At 41.2% G+C, this 16,590-nt stretch carries 13 protein-coding genes; 9 read left to right on the forward strand and 4 right to left on the reverse strand.

The genetic code is table 11. The annotated features are described in order from the left end of the window. Positions 1-6 precede the first annotated feature (6 nt). From ACWU4D_RS03510 to ACWU4D_RS03530, 5 genes are all read left to right on the forward strand, one after another. Positions 7-783, forward strand: a complete 777-nt coding sequence (locus tag ACWU4D_RS03510; protein WP_456050009.1) for a DeoR/GlpR family transcriptional regulator — start codon at positions 7-9, stop codon at positions 781-783. 163 nt (positions 784-946) lie between these two features. Next, complete coding sequence (glpD, locus tag ACWU4D_RS03515; protein WP_456050010.1) at positions 947-2,449, forward strand: glycerol-3-phosphate dehydrogenase; 1,503 nt, start codon at positions 947-949, stop codon at positions 2,447-2,449. A gap of 177 nt (positions 2,450-2,626) precedes the next feature. Continuing rightward, entirely contained in the window at positions 2,627-4,294 is a 1,668-nt protein-coding gene (locus tag ACWU4D_RS03520) for a SulP family inorganic anion transporter (protein WP_456050011.1), read from the forward strand. Between the two features lie 362 nt (positions 4,295-4,656). Further along, positions 4,657-5,217, forward strand: coding sequence for a hypothetical protein (locus ACWU4D_RS03525; protein WP_456050012.1), 561 nt, complete (start codon positions 4,657-4,659; stop codon positions 5,215-5,217). A gap of 159 nt (positions 5,218-5,376) precedes the next feature. Further along, a complete protein-coding gene (locus tag ACWU4D_RS03530) occupies positions 5,377-7,086 on the forward strand; it encodes a pseudouridine synthase (RefSeq protein ID WP_456050013.1) in 1,710 nt (569 codons plus the stop codon). Here the strand turns inward: ACWU4D_RS03530 and ACWU4D_RS03535 are convergent. Continuing rightward, entirely contained in the window at positions 7,076-7,585 is a 510-nt protein-coding gene (locus ACWU4D_RS03535) for an RNA methyltransferase (protein ID WP_456050014.1), read from the reverse strand. The genes ACWU4D_RS03530 and ACWU4D_RS03535 overlap by 11 nt on opposite strands. A 240-nt stretch (positions 7,586-7,825) precedes the next feature. Between ACWU4D_RS03535 and ACWU4D_RS03540 the strand changes: the two genes are divergently transcribed. From ACWU4D_RS03540 to nhaD, 4 genes are all read left to right on the forward strand, one after another. Beyond that, the gene (locus tag ACWU4D_RS03540; RefSeq protein WP_456050015.1) at positions 7,826-10,258 is read left to right on the forward strand and encodes a bifunctional diguanylate cyclase/phosphodiesterase; all 2,433 of its coding nucleotides are present in this window, start codon (positions 7,826-7,828) and stop codon (positions 10,256-10,258) included. A gap of 85 nt (positions 10,259-10,343) precedes the next feature. After that, positions 10,344-10,928 (forward strand): AAA family ATPase, encoded by a 585-nt coding sequence (locus ACWU4D_RS03545; protein WP_456050016.1) that lies wholly within the window; start codon positions 10,344-10,346, stop codon positions 10,926-10,928. A gap of 228 nt (positions 10,929-11,156) precedes the next feature. After that, complete coding sequence (gene ribB / locus ACWU4D_RS03550; protein ID WP_456050017.1) at positions 11,157-12,236, forward strand: 3,4-dihydroxy-2-butanone-4-phosphate synthase; 1,080 nt, start codon at positions 11,157-11,159, stop codon at positions 12,234-12,236. A gap of 312 nt (positions 12,237-12,548) precedes the next feature. After that, entirely contained in the window at positions 12,549-13,946 is a 1,398-nt protein-coding gene (gene nhaD, locus ACWU4D_RS03555) for a sodium:proton antiporter NhaD (protein WP_456050533.1), read from the forward strand. Here the strand turns inward: nhaD and ACWU4D_RS03560 are convergent. The 3 genes from ACWU4D_RS03560 to ACWU4D_RS03570 all read right to left on the reverse strand — a co-directional run bounded on the left by ACWU4D_RS03560 (position 13,932) and on the right by ACWU4D_RS03570 (position 16,261). Then, positions 13,932-14,792: a prephenate dehydratase gene (locus tag ACWU4D_RS03560; protein ID WP_456050018.1), complete on the reverse strand. Its 861-nt coding sequence runs from the start codon at positions 14,790-14,792 to the stop codon at positions 13,932-13,934. The two genes, nhaD and ACWU4D_RS03560, sit on opposite strands and share 15 nt — an antisense overlap. Positions 14,793-14,841: 49 nt before the next feature. Further along, positions 14,842-15,201 (reverse strand): hypothetical protein, encoded by a 360-nt coding sequence (locus ACWU4D_RS03565; protein ID WP_456050019.1) that lies wholly within the window; start codon positions 15,199-15,201, stop codon positions 14,842-14,844. 112 nt (positions 15,202-15,313) lie between these two features. Further along, a complete protein-coding gene (locus tag ACWU4D_RS03570; RefSeq protein WP_456050020.1) occupies positions 15,314-16,261 on the reverse strand; it encodes a peptidoglycan DD-metalloendopeptidase family protein in 948 nt (315 codons plus the stop codon). Positions 16,262-16,590: the final 329 nt, after the last annotated feature.

Consider the following 16,590-nt stretch of genomic DNA (forward strand, 5'->3'; position numbering starts at 1 on the left):
AATAGGTTGAAGCAACTCCCACGACATCAACAGATTATTGAAATAGTCCAAAAGCAGGGTTACGTAAGCACAGAAGAGCTAGTCGAGAAATTTGAGGTGAGTCCGCAGACGATTCGCCGTGATCTCAATGAGTTGGCGGACAGTAACCACATTCGCCGTTATCACGGTGGCGCAACAATGCCCCTGAGCTCTGAAAATGCCTCATACAGCTCTAGAAAATCGCACAACTTTAGTGAAAAAGATCTGATCGCCGAACAGCTAGTAAAACATATCCCCAATGGTGCGACATTATTTATTGATATAGGGACCACTCCTGAAGCTGTGGCACACGCACTCAATAAAAATCATCAACAATTACGAGTTGTCACCAACAATATTAACGTTGCCTCTATTCTTCTATCTAACCCAGAAATCCGACTGATTTTAGCCGGTGGAGAAGTCAGAAATAAAGATGGCGGCATTATGGGCGAAGCTACATTAGACTTTATTCAACAATTCCGTTTAGATTTCGGCATTCTAGGCATTAGTGGTATCGACTTAGACGGATCGCTTCTCGATTTTGACTATCACGAAGTAAGAGTTAAACAAGCAATCATAGAGAATAGCCGCAGTGTATTTCTCGCTGTCGATCATTCTAAATTTGGACGTAATGCGATGGTCAAACTTGGTGGTATTACTCAGATGCATACAGTGTTCACTGACAAACGCCCACCTGAAGAGATTTGTACCCTACTTCAAGATAATGGGGTAAATCTGGATATTGCACAAGAACAAGGTCAATAGACTTACTTTTTATACGTACATTTCCGAACAATAAGTAGAGGATCAATGTTCATTCAAACATAAACGCTCATGAACGAAAATAATGAGTGCATAAAAATGAAAACTAATTTATTATTATTCGAACCTAATCGTTCGTTTGCTCATTATATGTAAGGCTCATTAGATGGAACCAATAAAAACCGAAAACACTCTTCTCGATCTCATCATTATCGGTGGTGGCATTAACGGAGCAGGCATCGCCTCTGACGCTGCAGGTCGAGGATTATCTGTTGGCCTATACGAAGCAAAAGATTTTGCTTCGGCCACCTCTTCTGCCAGTTCAAAGTTAATTCACGGCGGATTACGATATTTAGAGCACTACGAATTTCGATTGGTATCAGAAGCCCTAGCTGAGCGAGAAGTTCTCCTAAGAAAAGCACCGCACATCGCTATTCCTATGCGTTTTCGTTTGCCTCATCGTCCTTACTTACGCCCAGCATGGATGATTCGTTGTGGCCTATTCCTCTATGATACGCTGGGTAAACGCACTACACTCCCTGCAAGCCACGGCATCGACCTCTCTAAATCGGGTTTACTCAAAGAAGAGATGAAACGAGGTTTTGAATATTCAGATTGCTGGGTAGATGACGCTCGTTTAACCTTACTCAATGCCCTATCAGCACAACAAAATGGCGCAGAAGTCGCCAACTACTGCAAAGTTGAAAAGGCTACTCAAGAAAATGGGATTTGGACAGTCACGATACATGATGAAATAAATGACCGTCGTTTCGAACGTCAAGCGAAAGCATTAGTCAACGCTGCAGGCCCATGGGTTAAACAGTTCTTTGATGATGGATTGCAACGTAAATCACCAAGAAATATCCGCCTCATTACAGGCTCACATATCGTCGTTCCTAAAATTCACGATGAAGAACAAGCCTATATTCTGCAAAATAAAGATAATCGAATCGTATTCGTTATTCCTTATCTGGATGACTTTTCAATCATAGGCACAACCGACGTTGAATATAAAGGTGACCCACGTGACGTTGCTATTTCCCCAGCGGAAATTGACTACCTTATCGACATCGTAAATCAACACTTTGTTAAACCATTAAGTCGTGATGATGTCGTCTGGACATACAGTGGCGTGCGCCCACTATGCGATGATGAGTCTGATTCTCCACAAGCCATCACTCGCGACTACACCTTAGATTTACAACATGAGAACAATGAAGCGCCATTATTATCAATCTTTGGTGGCAAGCTCACGACTTATCGCAAACTTGGTGAAGCTGCAATGGAGAAGCTTGGTGCATTCTTCCCTGAAATGGGTCGACCATGGACTGCAAATGCACCTCTTCCCGGTGGTAACTTTAGTTGCAGTCGTGAAAAGCTCGCCTCCACATTTGCACAAAAATATTCTTGGATTGATGACAAACTGGCCAAACGTTATGTCACCCAATTTGGCAACCAGACTCATCAGCTACTTGCGGAAGTCACCAATGAAGCTGACATGGGACAACGCTTTGCAGAAGGTGTTTATCAGATTGAATTGGACTACCTCATCAATTACGAATTGGCTAAAAATGGGGAAGATGTACTTTGGCGACGCACTAAGCTCGGACTCTATTTGACTAAAGAAGAGCAACAAGCGGTGACTGACTATATTTCTTCTAATATTTAACCGCCCATAGAGTATAGTGATTTGTTTAAATGGCTTAGTTGAACACTAAGCCATTTTTATTCCTCTCAATAAAATACAGAAATAGAACCCCTTCCAATATGAAACTCTTTACTCATTAAGCAATCGGAGTAGAATTAGCCGTTATTCGAAACCCCTCATCGTTTTTATAGGCTCACTATGTTTGCACTTTATGATTCATACCGTGCAGGACTATTCCACTCTCGCCACTGGTTACGCAATATTATTTCAGGTGTTATCGTTGGTGTTGTAGCCCTACCACTCGCCATGGCATTTGCTATTGCTTCCGGCGTCAAACCAGAACAAGGTATCTACACTTCCATTATCGCCGCGATTGTCGTGTCATTATTTGGTGGATCGCGAATTCAAATAGCCGGTCCCACTGGCGCATTTATCGTAATTCTTGCTGGTATTGTCCAACAATATGGGATCTCAGGATTACAAATCGCGACCATGATGGCCGGCGTGATATTACTCATTTTAGGCTTAACCAAACTAGGCAACATTATCCACTTTATCCCCGACCCTGTGATCGTGGGCTTTACCAGTGGTATTGGCGTTATTATTTGGGTTGGGCAGTGGCGTGAATTCTTTGGGTTGCCAGAAATTCACAGTGAGTATTTCCACCAGAAATTATGGTTGTTAATCAAAGCGATACCACAGTTCGATTTAACCACCACCACTTTAGCGCTGTTCTCTTTAGGACTCGTGATTTTCATACCTAAAATTCCTAGGTTATCTAAAGTACCAGGCCCGCTCGTTGCGCTCGTTGCGGTTGCTGGATTACATTCGATGTTTCACTTTGAGGGTGTACGCACTATTGGTACCGCTTTTGGCGGCATACCTCAAGGTCTACCAGAGTTTAACCTCCCTCAAATAGAGTTCACTCAAATGGTTCAGCTTATTGGTCCAGCCTTTGCAATCGCAATGCTTGGCGCGATTGAATCATTACTTTCCGCGGTTGTAGCCGACGGAATGGCCGGAACAAAGCACAACTCCAACCAAGAGCTTATTGGCCAAGGGTTAGCAAACATGATCACCCCATTATTTGGCGGAATTGCTGCGACTGGGGCAATAGCCAGAACGGCCACCAATATTCGAAACGGTGGCAATAGCCCACTGTCAGGGATCGTTCATTCCATCACTTTGCTTTTAATTATCCTACTTCTTGCACCATTAGCCGTGAACATTCCACTCGCTACTTTAAGTGCGATCCTGTTTATGGTGGCATGGAACATGAGTGAGGCTCCGCACTTTATTAAATTGGTCAAGCGCGCACCCACAGCAGATGTCGTCATTCTTCTCATCACGTTTTCGTTAACGGTGTTCGCAGACTTAGTTGTTGCCGTCAATATCGGCGTCATTATCGCCATATTCCACTTCCTGAAAAGAATGGCAATGAGTGTAGAAGTAAAGCCAAGTGATACCGACGAGTTAAGTCCTGAATTAGCCAAATACGGCTTTGATATCCTTCCAAGAGAGCTTGCTGTCTACGCGCTTGATGGCCCATTTTTCTTTGCTGCTGCTGAAGCTTTTGAACGAGTTATGAATAGTATTCAAGACGAGCCCAAAACCCTCATTCTTCGCCTCAAGTGGGTACCATTTATGGATATTACCGCGATTCAATCCCTAGAAGAGATTATCGAAAATTTCAAAACAAAGCAGATCCAAGTAGTGATATGCGGTGCAAATGCTAGAGTCGAGAACAAACTTATTCGAGCAGGGGTAATCGATCTAATCGGACAGAATCACTTTTTTCCAACGTTCGATATAGCATTGGAAAAAAGCCTAGTGGAGCTGAAACTAACTAAAGAACCCATACTTTAGGTCTCATTTAACTGACAAATCGTTCCTATTTTCAATAAGTAATAGAAACGATGAAATTAAGAAACAAACACGTTTAGCCTTGGCTAATGTAGCTTTGATTATGGAGAAGTGTTTTGCGACCAAAATGGATGACAGGTTTACGGTAAACTTACATATATAAGTAATTACTCATATTTAATAACATAACTCTGACTTAAGGCGCATTAATGCTAATTTTCTTTCACTACCTTCACCTAGCCCTGACTTTTCTTCGTAGTGATATTACTCACAGTTGACCATGAAAATTAAGTTTCGCTGCATAATAGCGCCACTTAGAATTTCAACCACATTTTTGTGTTCAACGTCATTTAAAGGACAGTATGATGAAAAAATCAATTTTTGCATTAAGCACGCTTTCTCTAATTCTTATGGGCTGTGACAGCGCAGACAAAGCAGCAGACGTTCAATCTAACGTTGATAAAGCCGCTGAAGCCGTAATTTCTGCAACAACAGAAGCAGCAGAAGCTGTAACTGACACAGTAGAAGCAACTGCCGAAGCAGCTTCTGAAGCAGTTGATACTGCAAAAGACGCAATGAGCGATACTGCTGATGCAGCGACAGACGCTGCTTCTGATGCCGTTGATTCAGCAAAAGACGCAATGAGCGACACGGCTGATGCAGCGACAGACACAGCTTCTGATGCCGTTGATTCAGCAAAAGACGCAATGAGCGACACTGCTGATGCAGCGACAGACACAGCTTCTGGTGCCGTTGATTCAGCAAAAGATGCAATGAGCGACACTGCTGATGCAGCGACAGACACAGCTTCTGATGCCGTTGATTCAGCAAAAGACGCAATGACTGACTCAGCTGATGCAGCAAAGGACTCAGCGACTGATGCAGCAACAAATGCAGTTGATGCAGCTAAAGCAAAATTGAACTAATACTGTAATTTCTCGCTAGATTACTCAAGAAGCCCCTAATTAGGGGCTTCTTCTATTTCTTTCACTTGATCGGATCGAGAACCCAATTAGAGACTTTTAAGGGGGAGCACGCTATTATTCTCATGTACTAACGTCTCCTTTAATTCCTAAGAGTTCACCATGACTAAACAGCAGCTTGAGAGCTACTTTCACCCATTTGGCCCTGCATTTACCCTAGCTGAACGCCCTAAAAAATTTACTTACCCATTTTGCTACCAACCACATCCTCTTTGTATTGAAGCGGCGACATTGTTGCAAGACAAGCTTCAATCGGGCTCGTTATGGCAAACCCATCGCTCGTTCTATGAAAGTGGTGAACCTGTTGGAAAAATGTTTGGGGTAATGGTGGTTGAAACAGAATCGGGAGAACTAGGATATTTAGCAGCCTTTTCTGGCAAACTTGCGGACTCAAATCATCACGAAGGGTTTGTTCCTCCGGTCTATGACATTCTTAATCAAGATAATATCTTTGTTGATGAATCTTCACAAATCAATGTTCTCAACCAAAAAATAAGCATCCTTGAAGCCTCTGAACACTATGCCGTATTACAACAGAAAGTCGAAGGTATAATCAGTGAAGCCAAAGGTGCTATCGAGAAACTGCAGCAGGATATCCGTACTGCACGAGCCCAAAGAAAGCAGCAGCGCTCTATTATAGAATCGGCGGTTAAATCAAATGATGGTCATACAACTCTAAACACACTTGCTCAACAGAGTATTAATGAAAAACGAGAGTTAAAGCAAACCAAGCAGCGATACAGCAACTTAGTTGCACAAGCTCAATGTGAATTAGATGACTATCAAAACAGAATCTTAACACTCAAAAATGAACGAAAAACACGTTCAAATGCTCTACAGCACACTTTGTTTTCAAATTATCAATTTCTGAATGCCAAACGACAGCCAGCTATATTAGTCGACTTGTTTAAAGACACCCTAACGCCAACCCCACCAGCGGGGTCCGGAGAGTGTGCCGCGCCTAAATTGCTTCAGTTTGCCTACGAGCATCAGTTTCGCCCAATTGCCATGGCCGAGTTCTGGTGGGGTGACTCCCCTAAATCAGAGATTCGCAGACACGGTAAGTACTACCCATCATGCAACAGTAAATGCTTACCTATTTTAACTCATATGTTAGAAGGTCTTGATGTTGAACCCAACCCATTGCTAAGCAATCACACAGTGACGAAAGATATCGATATTATTTATCAGGACGATGCGATAGTGGTAATAAACAAACCTCAAGAAATGCTATCGGTCCCAGGTGTACACATCAAAGACTCGGCATTTACTCGCTTAGAATCTATACTCGGCGAAAGAGAACAAGGACCATATGTAGTTCATCGCTTAGACATGTCTACGTCGGGCTTGTTGGTATTTGCATTAACTCGACGGGCAAATAAAAGCCTACAGAAACAATTTATCACCCGACATGTTGAAAAACGCTATATCGCTCTCGTGGAAGGAATCATAGAGCATGACCATGGAGAAATCTCACTCCCTTTAGCGGCGGATATTAATGATAAACCGCGCCAATTGGTTTGCGAGAAACGAGGAAAAGCCGCTCACACAACATGGCAAGTGATTGCTCGAAAGAGTGACCAAACATTACTCTACCTTTATCCGCATACAGGTAGAACACATCAGCTGAGAGTTCACTGTTCACACCCTCTAGGTCTTAACTTTCCGATTGTCGGGGATGATTTATACGGTGATAGAAAGGATCGCCTCCACTTACACGCCGAGCAATTGAGCTTTGATCACCCTTACACAAAGGCAAGAGTTACGTTCGACGTTCCCTGCCAGTTTACCGAGCTTCCAACTAGCGACTAACGGTTAGTCGGTTTTTGTTGTCTCGATTACCAATAATATCTTTGTCGCTATGCTCTCTATGAGACTTGGATAAACGGTCATAGAGCAACACATTTACCGAAGCGGCGAGGTTCATACAGCCTGTTGTGGGTACATAAACAACGTCATCAGCTTGATCAACTATCGATTGAGGAAGTGAACCATCTTCAGGCCCAAAGATATAAATGGCCTGCTCGGGATGTTGAAATTCTGGTAGTGCTGTTGCCCCTACTGCCAATTCTACGCACACAATTTTCGTATTTGCGTCCAGACCTGAAGTAAGATCGTCTACTCCCATCAGTTCGACCGTTTTCTTGGCATTATGTGTGTCAGTGTGAAATTTGGCAGCTCGTTCATAGCGACGACCACTATAACGAACTTGGTCTGCTTGATAGCATCCTGCCGCACGAATTACCGCACCAACATTTGTCGGGCTTTTGGGATTATACAATCCAATTATTACCATTTTTCTCTTCATCATATTGAATTTTCTAGAAGTATACGGGAAGTCACTTAATGGCCTCAATACTAAGCTCAAAAAGCCTACAGAAAAGAGCGAAAATAATGAGTAATTTTTCCACATAAACTCGGCAACCGAGCAAAATCTATATTACGCTTAATATACGCAACCAAACCTCTTTAGGCTTATATGCTGAACTACAATGACCAAAAATTACTCCTAAGAATAAAGTATGCACCAGTCGTAGTGGTGGGTATTTTTATGATCATTATTAATGTCATTGTATTTAACAATAACCGCATTGAGAGCAACGAACGCCTAAATGCACTACATCAGAATGCCATTATTCAACAGAAAGAAACGGTCCGCTTAGAAGTTGAACGTGTTGTTAGACACCTCAATGCTGTGCAAAAAAACACTCGAGAAAAGCTAAAACAACAAGCAAAACAACGAGTCAACGAAGCCTACGCCACCGCCCTCAATATTTACAATAACAACTTCGATAAACCCAAAGATGAAGTGGCAAAATTGATCAAAGATGCACTTCGACCGATTCGATTTTTTGAAGGTAGAGGTTATTTCTTTATTTTCCAAATGGATGGAGAAAACGTTCTTCACAGTTTACGCCCTCAAATTGAAGGCAGCATGCAATGGAATGCTCAAGATATCCGAGGAACATACATCTTACGAGAGCATATCGCTCTCATTAGAGAACGCGGTGGAGAAGCATTCTATCAATGGTGGTACCCCAAAACGGGAGAACCAAAAGGGAAAGAGTTCGAAAAGATTGGATATGGTAAATATTTCGCGCCGTATGATTGGTTCATAGGAACTGGCGAGTACCTTGATGACGTCAAAGGTGACGTACAACGAGAAATGCTCGATTGGGTAGAAAGTTATCACTACGGCGACGACGGGTATATATTTGTGTTTGATAAAGATGCAAAGATCATAGCTCATCCCGATCCGACATTGATTTCACGAACAGGAGGCCCATCCGTCAACGCCTCAATCAAAACTCTTTTAAATCAATACAAACAAGACTCTGGATTCATTAAATATGACTCACCATACATGCCTGGCTCTGAAGATGGTGGCGGCCTTAAGACCAGTTATGTAAAAAAAATCGACAACTGGGATTGGCTCGTCGGTACAGGATTTTATCTCAACAAGTTTGAAGAGTACGTTAATTCACAGCGAGTGATACTGGAATCCAGCCTGAAAAAACAGACAACAAATATTGTTTTGTTAAGTTCATTGTTCACAGCACTCACCATGTTTGCTTCGCTGTTTGTCGGGCGTAATATCGCCAATCGTTTTTCAAATTACCAAAAACAAATCAATCATGATTATACCGAACTCGAGAAAACCAAAAACTCATTGGAGTATCTGGCTCTTCACGATTCGTTAACGCAGCTTCCCAACAGAGTTTCTTTGCAATCGACGATATCAAAACGTATTGCTGAAGATTCTACAAATCAAAACCACCTTGCCATTGCTTTTATAGACTTAAATAGCTTCAAAAAAATCAATGACTTATACGGTCACAGTGCGGGAGATAAGCTGCTATCTATATTAAGTAGAAAATTTGAGATCCTGTTGGATCCGCATGATACCGTTGGACGTTTTGGTGGCGATGAATTTGTTTTTTGTTTTGGTGGCATTAGAGATCTGAAGGTACTTGAAAATAAAGTCGAGCAAATCCTTTGTGCATTTGAGGATCACTTTGTCATTGAGGGAAAAATTATTACCAGTAGCTGTACTATTGGGGTAAGTGTTTTTCCAAACGATGGCAACGACACAGACACATTGATCCGCAAAGCAGATATCGCGCTTCATACCTCAAAATCTGAACAAAGAGGTCAAATACGCTACTACGACTATAAAGTCGATTCTGAAGTTGAACTCAATTACGCTATCGAAGAGCACCTAAAAAAAGCACTTCGTCGTGATGAAATCAGCGTTATGTACCAACCTCAGATTGAAGTAACATCAGAAAAAATGGTGGGACTTGAAGCTTTAGCACGCTGGTATAGTCCGCAACTGGGGCAAATTCCACCCGATAAGTTTATTCATATTGCTGAAGAAACAGGTCTAATCGAAGAGATCGGGTTATGGATTTTCCGAACCTCTTGCCAAGACATAATTACAATTTCTCCAAATGGTAAAGACGCGCTTAATATATCAATCAACATTTCGCCCAAACAGTTGATCGACGAAGACTTGCCACACAAACTACAGACAATTTCCCAGCAGGTTGGTATAGACATTCCGCGTATTACCTTAGAAATCACTGAAAATATTTTGCTTGATGACATCGAGAGAGTCACGCCAATTTTACATCAATTCAGGACTATTGGATTTGGTTTATCGTTAGATGATTTTGGTACTGGTTACTCGTCACTAAGCTATCTCAATTTGCTCCCTATAACTGAAATAAAAATTGATCGCTGTTTTGTCGACAAACTACTCAGTACTAGGCAAAGTAAAACTTTGGTGAAATCCATTATCGCAATTGGTCAATCATGTGATATGGAAGTCGTTGCTGAAGGTGTAGAAACAATAGAGCAATTTGAGGCATTAAAGGAATATGGATGTCAGATGGTTCAAGGTTATTATTTTGACCGCCCATTAAGATTACTTGAGCTATCAGAGCGAATCGCCAATAGCAACGACTCTCAACGCCATGCTTAATTGATTCATAAATGTCTCTCATTTTACAACCAATTCGATATACTTCTGAGAATGATTCCATGGCCATATAAAAAGGTTGAATTCAATGAAGCGTTTGATTCTCGTTACGTCCCCTCCTGCAAGTGGAAAAACATACATTTCCAAACAATTAGCGACCGCACTGCGTCATGTTGTCTATCTTGATAAAGACACCTTGATCACCCTATCTCATCAAATATTCAAGGTGGCTAATGCAGAAGTAAATCGAAGCTCCGATTTCTTTGAACAAAACATTCGTAACTCGGAATACGATGCTATTATAGCACTGGCAATGGAAGCACTAGAATATGAAGATACCGTACTAATAAACGCTCCCTTCTCACGAGAGATCCGCGATATCCAGTTTATCAACAACCTTAAGCAACAACTCAGTGAAAAAGGGGCTGTTTTATCGATCGTTTGGGTGATCACTGATATTGATGTGGTCAAATCGAGAATGATTGCTCGCAACTCCCCTCGCGATACCTGGAAACTCGAAAACTGGAACGAATATATCCAAGGTGTAAACTTTAAAATTCCATCCAGTTTAGATGACCCCAATATTGCAGATGATTTACTCTTATTCCATAACTCCAATGACCAAGAGTTCCGCGAATCCATGGCATCGATTCTATCCATCTTAGAACCATAAAATAGTTTCATCGATATCAAACGAAAGCATCAAGCAAGAAGCCCTATTCGCACTTGATGCATTCCCAAACCACATAGTTGCCTGATCCCTTTTCTTCATACATTTTATTGCAAACTAACCTTTGTCACGTTCTAATCAAACACCAGTTACATTTTTGCTCTAGATAGCATACTTGCTGCAATCATTTTGGTACTATGTGCCCCATTAACAACACATAGAATTAAGTCCATGGAATTAGATAAAATAGAAGATATTATTGAGGATATTCGCCTCGGAAAAATGGTTATCCTAATGGATGATGAAGACCGCGAGAATGAAGGAGATATCCTCGTTGCTGGAGAAAAGATAACGCCAGAATTCATCAACTTTATGGCAACAGAAGGACGTGGTCTGATTTGCTTAACCATCACAGAAGAGCGAGCTAAGCAGCTTGATCTAGGCCCAATGGTTAAGAACAACACTGAAAGCTTTGGTACAAACTTTACCGTTTCAATTGAAGCGGCTGAGGGAGTGACCACAGGGATATCAGCAGCCGACCGCGCTCAAACCATCTCCGCTGCAATATCTTCAACTGCAACTGCTGCAGATATTGTTTCTCCTGGACATATTTTCCCGATAATCGCTCGTGACGGGGGCGTATTGGTTCGTGCCGGTCATACCGAAGCTGGTTGTGACTTAGCAAAATTAGCAGGGCTTGAACCTTCTTGTGCGATTGTTGAAATTCTAAACCCAGATGGCACTATGGCTCGTCGTCCACAACTCGAAGTGTTTGCAAAGAAACATGGAATAAAACTTGGCACCATTGAAGAGCTGATTAAACACCGCTTAGAGACAGAATCTATCGTGAGTCGAGTAGAAGAAAAACAACTCGAAACCGAATTCGGACTTTTTGACGTTGTTACCTATCAAGATTCGATCGATCAGTGCTTTCACTATGCCATGATTAAGCCCGGCACTGAAATTTCGAAATCGAGTCCCACACTCGTACGAGTGCACACGCAAAATACGTTAACAGACCTCTTTCAAGTAAAAAATAATGGTTGGTCGATGAGTGATGCGATGGCCAAGATTTCTGAGGAAGGCGGTGTATTCGTGATGATCGGCAAATCAGAGACAACACCGGGTCAAAATTTGCTTTCCAACACTCCAAACGCCCCTTCTCAATCTCGTTCCCAGGAAATAGGAATTGGCTCTCAAATTTTGCATGACTTAGGTGTCGGACAGATGAGACTCATTTCTTCATCCACCACCAAGTATCATTCATTGGGTGGCTTTGACTTAGAAGTGGTAGAATACGTAAACCAATAAGCGTATTATGTATTTAGCTCGGGTTTGTTCATGATTAAAGAATGAATCCGAGTAATCTCAGTTGTCATACAATGCAACGACGCGCCAACTCTTGCCAACACATTAGTATTCACTTGTTATATGTTCATTTGATTAAATAGATAACAGGGTTTACATAATTTAACTCTACATGTAACCAAAATGGTATCAATGGCACGCTGGTTGAATCTTTCTCACTGAACACCATTGATGGCAACATCAAACTAAAACCTATTCTTCATTTCTTTGACCAAGGAATTGATTATGAGACTGTTCATTGCGTTTATCGTTTTAATGAGCGTAAGCTCTGGTTGCTTTGCCTCATCTGAAAACACGCCTAACCTCACCCACACTGCTATTGGTATCACTTGCGTCGTCATATTTGTCCTGTCCTACTTAGTCGTAATGCTGGAAGAGAAACTAAAACTCAGAAAGTCTAAGCCAGTACTGTTTGCCGCTGGAATCATTTGGGCATTAATCGGCTATCAGTTTTCCCAAATCGGCCAATCTGAACTCGCTCAAGAAGCTCTAGAGCATAATTTTCTCGAATATTGCGAATTGTTTTTATTTCTCTTAGTCGCGATGACTTACATTAGCGCTATGGAAGAGCGTCGTCTATTTGATGCCCTAAAGTCTTGGATGATTAGCAAAGGATTTGAGTATAAAACGTTATTTTGGATCACCGGGATATTAGCTTTTGTTATCAGTCCGATCGCCGACAACCTAACCACCGCACTCATCATGTGTGCGGTAGTGTTAAAAGTCGCGGAAAACAACAAAAAGTTTATTACGCTCTGTTGTATCAATATCGTTGTAGGAGCAAATGCGGGTGGGGCGTTTAGTCCCTTCGGTGATATTACGACGCTTATGGTTTGGCAAACAGCGAAAGTATCGTTTACTCAATTTTTCGATCTCGTGATCCCTTCAATCGTCAACTATATCGTTCCTGCTCTGATCATGGCGTTTTTTATTCCTAAAGGTAAGCCGGATTTAATTCACGAAGAAGTTGAGACTAAACGGGGCGCAAAACGTATCGTAATGTTATTCGTACTCACAATATCAACGGCAGTATTCTTCCATGTAGCATTTGATTTTCCACCTGTCATCGGCATGATGCTCGGGCTTGCGTATCTCCAACTATTCGGATTTTATTTACGTAAAACCATGGCCTTCCATGTCGCGAGAAAAATTGAAATCGCCAAGGCCAGCAATGATGCTAAATCACTAGAGCGATATCAAAATGCAATTCCATTTGATGTATTCCAACGAGTGTCACAGGCTGAATGGGATACATTGCTCTTCTTTTATGGAATTGTAATGAGTGTAGGCGGCTTAAGTCTACTCGGTTATCTCAACATGGTTTCATTGACCATGTATACAGAGTGGGACCCAATGTGGGCCAATATATCAGTTGGGTTACTTTCAGCTATTGTAGATAACATTCCGGTCATGTATGCGGTGCTGACTATGAACCCAGACATGAGTTTAGGTCATTGGCTGCTAGTAACACTTACAGCAGGAGTCGGCGGAAGTTTGTTGTCGATTGGATCAGCTGCTGGAGTGGCGTTAATGGGCGCTTCAAAAGGGAACTATACATTTATGGGGCATCTAAAATGGAGCCCAGTGATTTTACTTGGTTACATCGCAAGTATTGCGGCTCATATGCTGATTAATCAATCACTGTTTCTCTGATAGGCTCTCTTCATCAATAACCCACTTTTGATAAGAGCCTAGTACTTGGACTGGATTCATAGCATTGATGGTTGTCAATGCTTCTGACACATTGTTATCTTGAAGGCTGCCATCAAAATCAATGAAAAAATGATATTTACCAAATTCCTTTCGAGTAGGTCGCGAAATAATAGAAGATAGATTAATTGAACGCAGAGAGAACTCATTCAAAACATCACCAAGAAGCCCAGGGTAATCATTTCCTTCTAACACAATAATACTTGTTTTAAAGGTGGAAGCTAAAGTCTGAGTTACTGAGTTATCGCCATTACGAGACAACACCAAAAACCGAGTCTGGTTCTCTTGATAGTCGTTTACATTATCGATAGAAAAATTAAAGTCGGCAGGCTCCACCGTATGACTTGGTACAATAGCTGCGTCCCCAAGGTCTTCACATCGTTGTAATGACTCAGTATTGCTTTCTGTTAAGGTGACACTGGCATTGGTTAAACCATCGAGAAATTCGCTACATTGTCCCTTCGCGACGAACTGGACAAAAAGCCGTTGAATCTCATCAACAGACTTCGCCTGACTGACGACAGAAAAGTGAATTGGCAACACAATTTCAGCAACAATAGTTAACGAACTTGCTATTAGCTCATCCAAAACAACAGGAATAAAACCTTCGGAGAAATTTTCGATGGGTAATACGCCGATGTCACACTCATCGCCAATGGCATTAAACACTGCTTTTATCGAAGGGTAATAGTTAATTTCATAATTTGACTGTGATTGAGTTGCGAGATAACGATGCGTAGCGATCTCAGAAAACGTCCCTGAAGGACCTAGTGTCGCGATCTTGTTCATTTAAATATAATATCTTTTCAGCCAATAAGAATTGAAATCACTGTCTCGATCATTTGGTAATACGATTCCATATATTACTAAGATCGTACATCGCACACGAGCTACAAGTGAGTCGTTCTCCGTCACTATAAATACGCATGACGATTTCCGGGCGTTTTTCTTGAGAATGACGTTTTACTTCAATAACGACCGTATCATCGTCAATAGTGAAAGGGGCGACAAGCGTTTGTCCATCGGATTGTATCTCGACCTGACCATCCGAAAATTTAAGTTGATCGGAATTATTTGGATTGGTATAAACACCGTTAAACATCAACTCTTTGCTCTCTCCAAAGCATCCTGTCAACAGCAAGACAATGGTCAGCAATAGGTAACGCCGTTTCCCTTTGTAGTAACGTTGTAAATTCATGACACCGCCTCGAAATCAAATATTGATAAGTTTAGCAGATATTTACTTTACTCAATGCATGAAAACAAAAAAGGATGATGAATATCCACCCTTTCCTCTTACCAAAGAACGATTAGCTTTCTGGAACAAATTTAGATTTTCTATCTTTAGATGAAAGTTGAAGTTGATTGCTAACTCGACTCTCAATTCCTGCAACTAAAGCATCCCATTTAATGCCTTTTACTTTAGTAAATATTTCTTCAAAGTTACTCACATTCCAATCTACAAATGGACGTGGGTTGAGGGGTTTACCAACAAATCTTACCTCATAATGTAAATGTGGTCCTGATGACAAACCACTATTACCAGAGTAGCCGATCAAATCCCCTTTACTCACAAAATCACCATATTTTACGGCGAACTTACTTAAATGTGAGTAAGAGCTAGTGAAGCCATATGAATGTTGAATCCGTAGAAAATTACCCGACCCTTTATTGCTTGCCCTAGCCGCTTCAATAACGCCATCTGCTGGAGCGTAAATAGGTGTACCAGTATTCACCGCAAAATCTTGGCCACGGTGGATTTTCACTTTTCCAGTAATAGGATGAACTCTTTTACCATATCCCGATGAGATTGGCGCATTAATGACAGGCGCACCACTTGGAATTTGATTCAGCATCATTGTTCGCATTTGCGAGGTGATAGAAGCAGTATCAAGACGAGAAATTAATTCAACGTCAGGATCAATAACGCCTAATAATCGTTCGAGATCTTCAAGTCGATCAGCAACTTGTAGCATTTGCTCTTCACGATTCGATACATCTGATTCTAATTCTTGTTTGAGCTCACTCAAGCTCTCCACTTCTTGAAGCAAAGATGTAGATTGAACCTGAAGTTCATTTTGCTTAGATTTCGCAATAGTCACTTCATGATTAAGCTGATAAATAACACCAGCTGCACAAACAGAGCCAATGACTAAGCCTAAAATAGAAAACTTAATAAAACGGAAAGTGGGTTTCGCAAAGTGAAAGCGTTGTATGCCACTTTCTGAGCGAACAGATACGATAACTCTATTTTTCATTGATATTGCATTATCTTAAGCGAAGAAAAAAAACATACTAAAGTTAGTAATGATTCGAGATCTAACTCTAAAATGAAAAAATACTCATACTACAGTCAGAATTCCCATTATAAAGCAAATACCAAGCACTCTGACAGCCCAATGTAAAATGTATAAAAATTACAGAACAGCCAATCAAACTATGGTTTTATTGCTGAATCATTCATAAACAATCTATTTTTGGGAGCAATATCACTTAAATTTAAAGTGAGAAAAAATTAAAGATTAATTTTGTGAGGAATATCACCCAAAGATTAAAAAAAAACTTTTCAACAATGTGATCCACGCCC

Source organism: Vibrio phycocola (genome assembly GCF_053850235.1).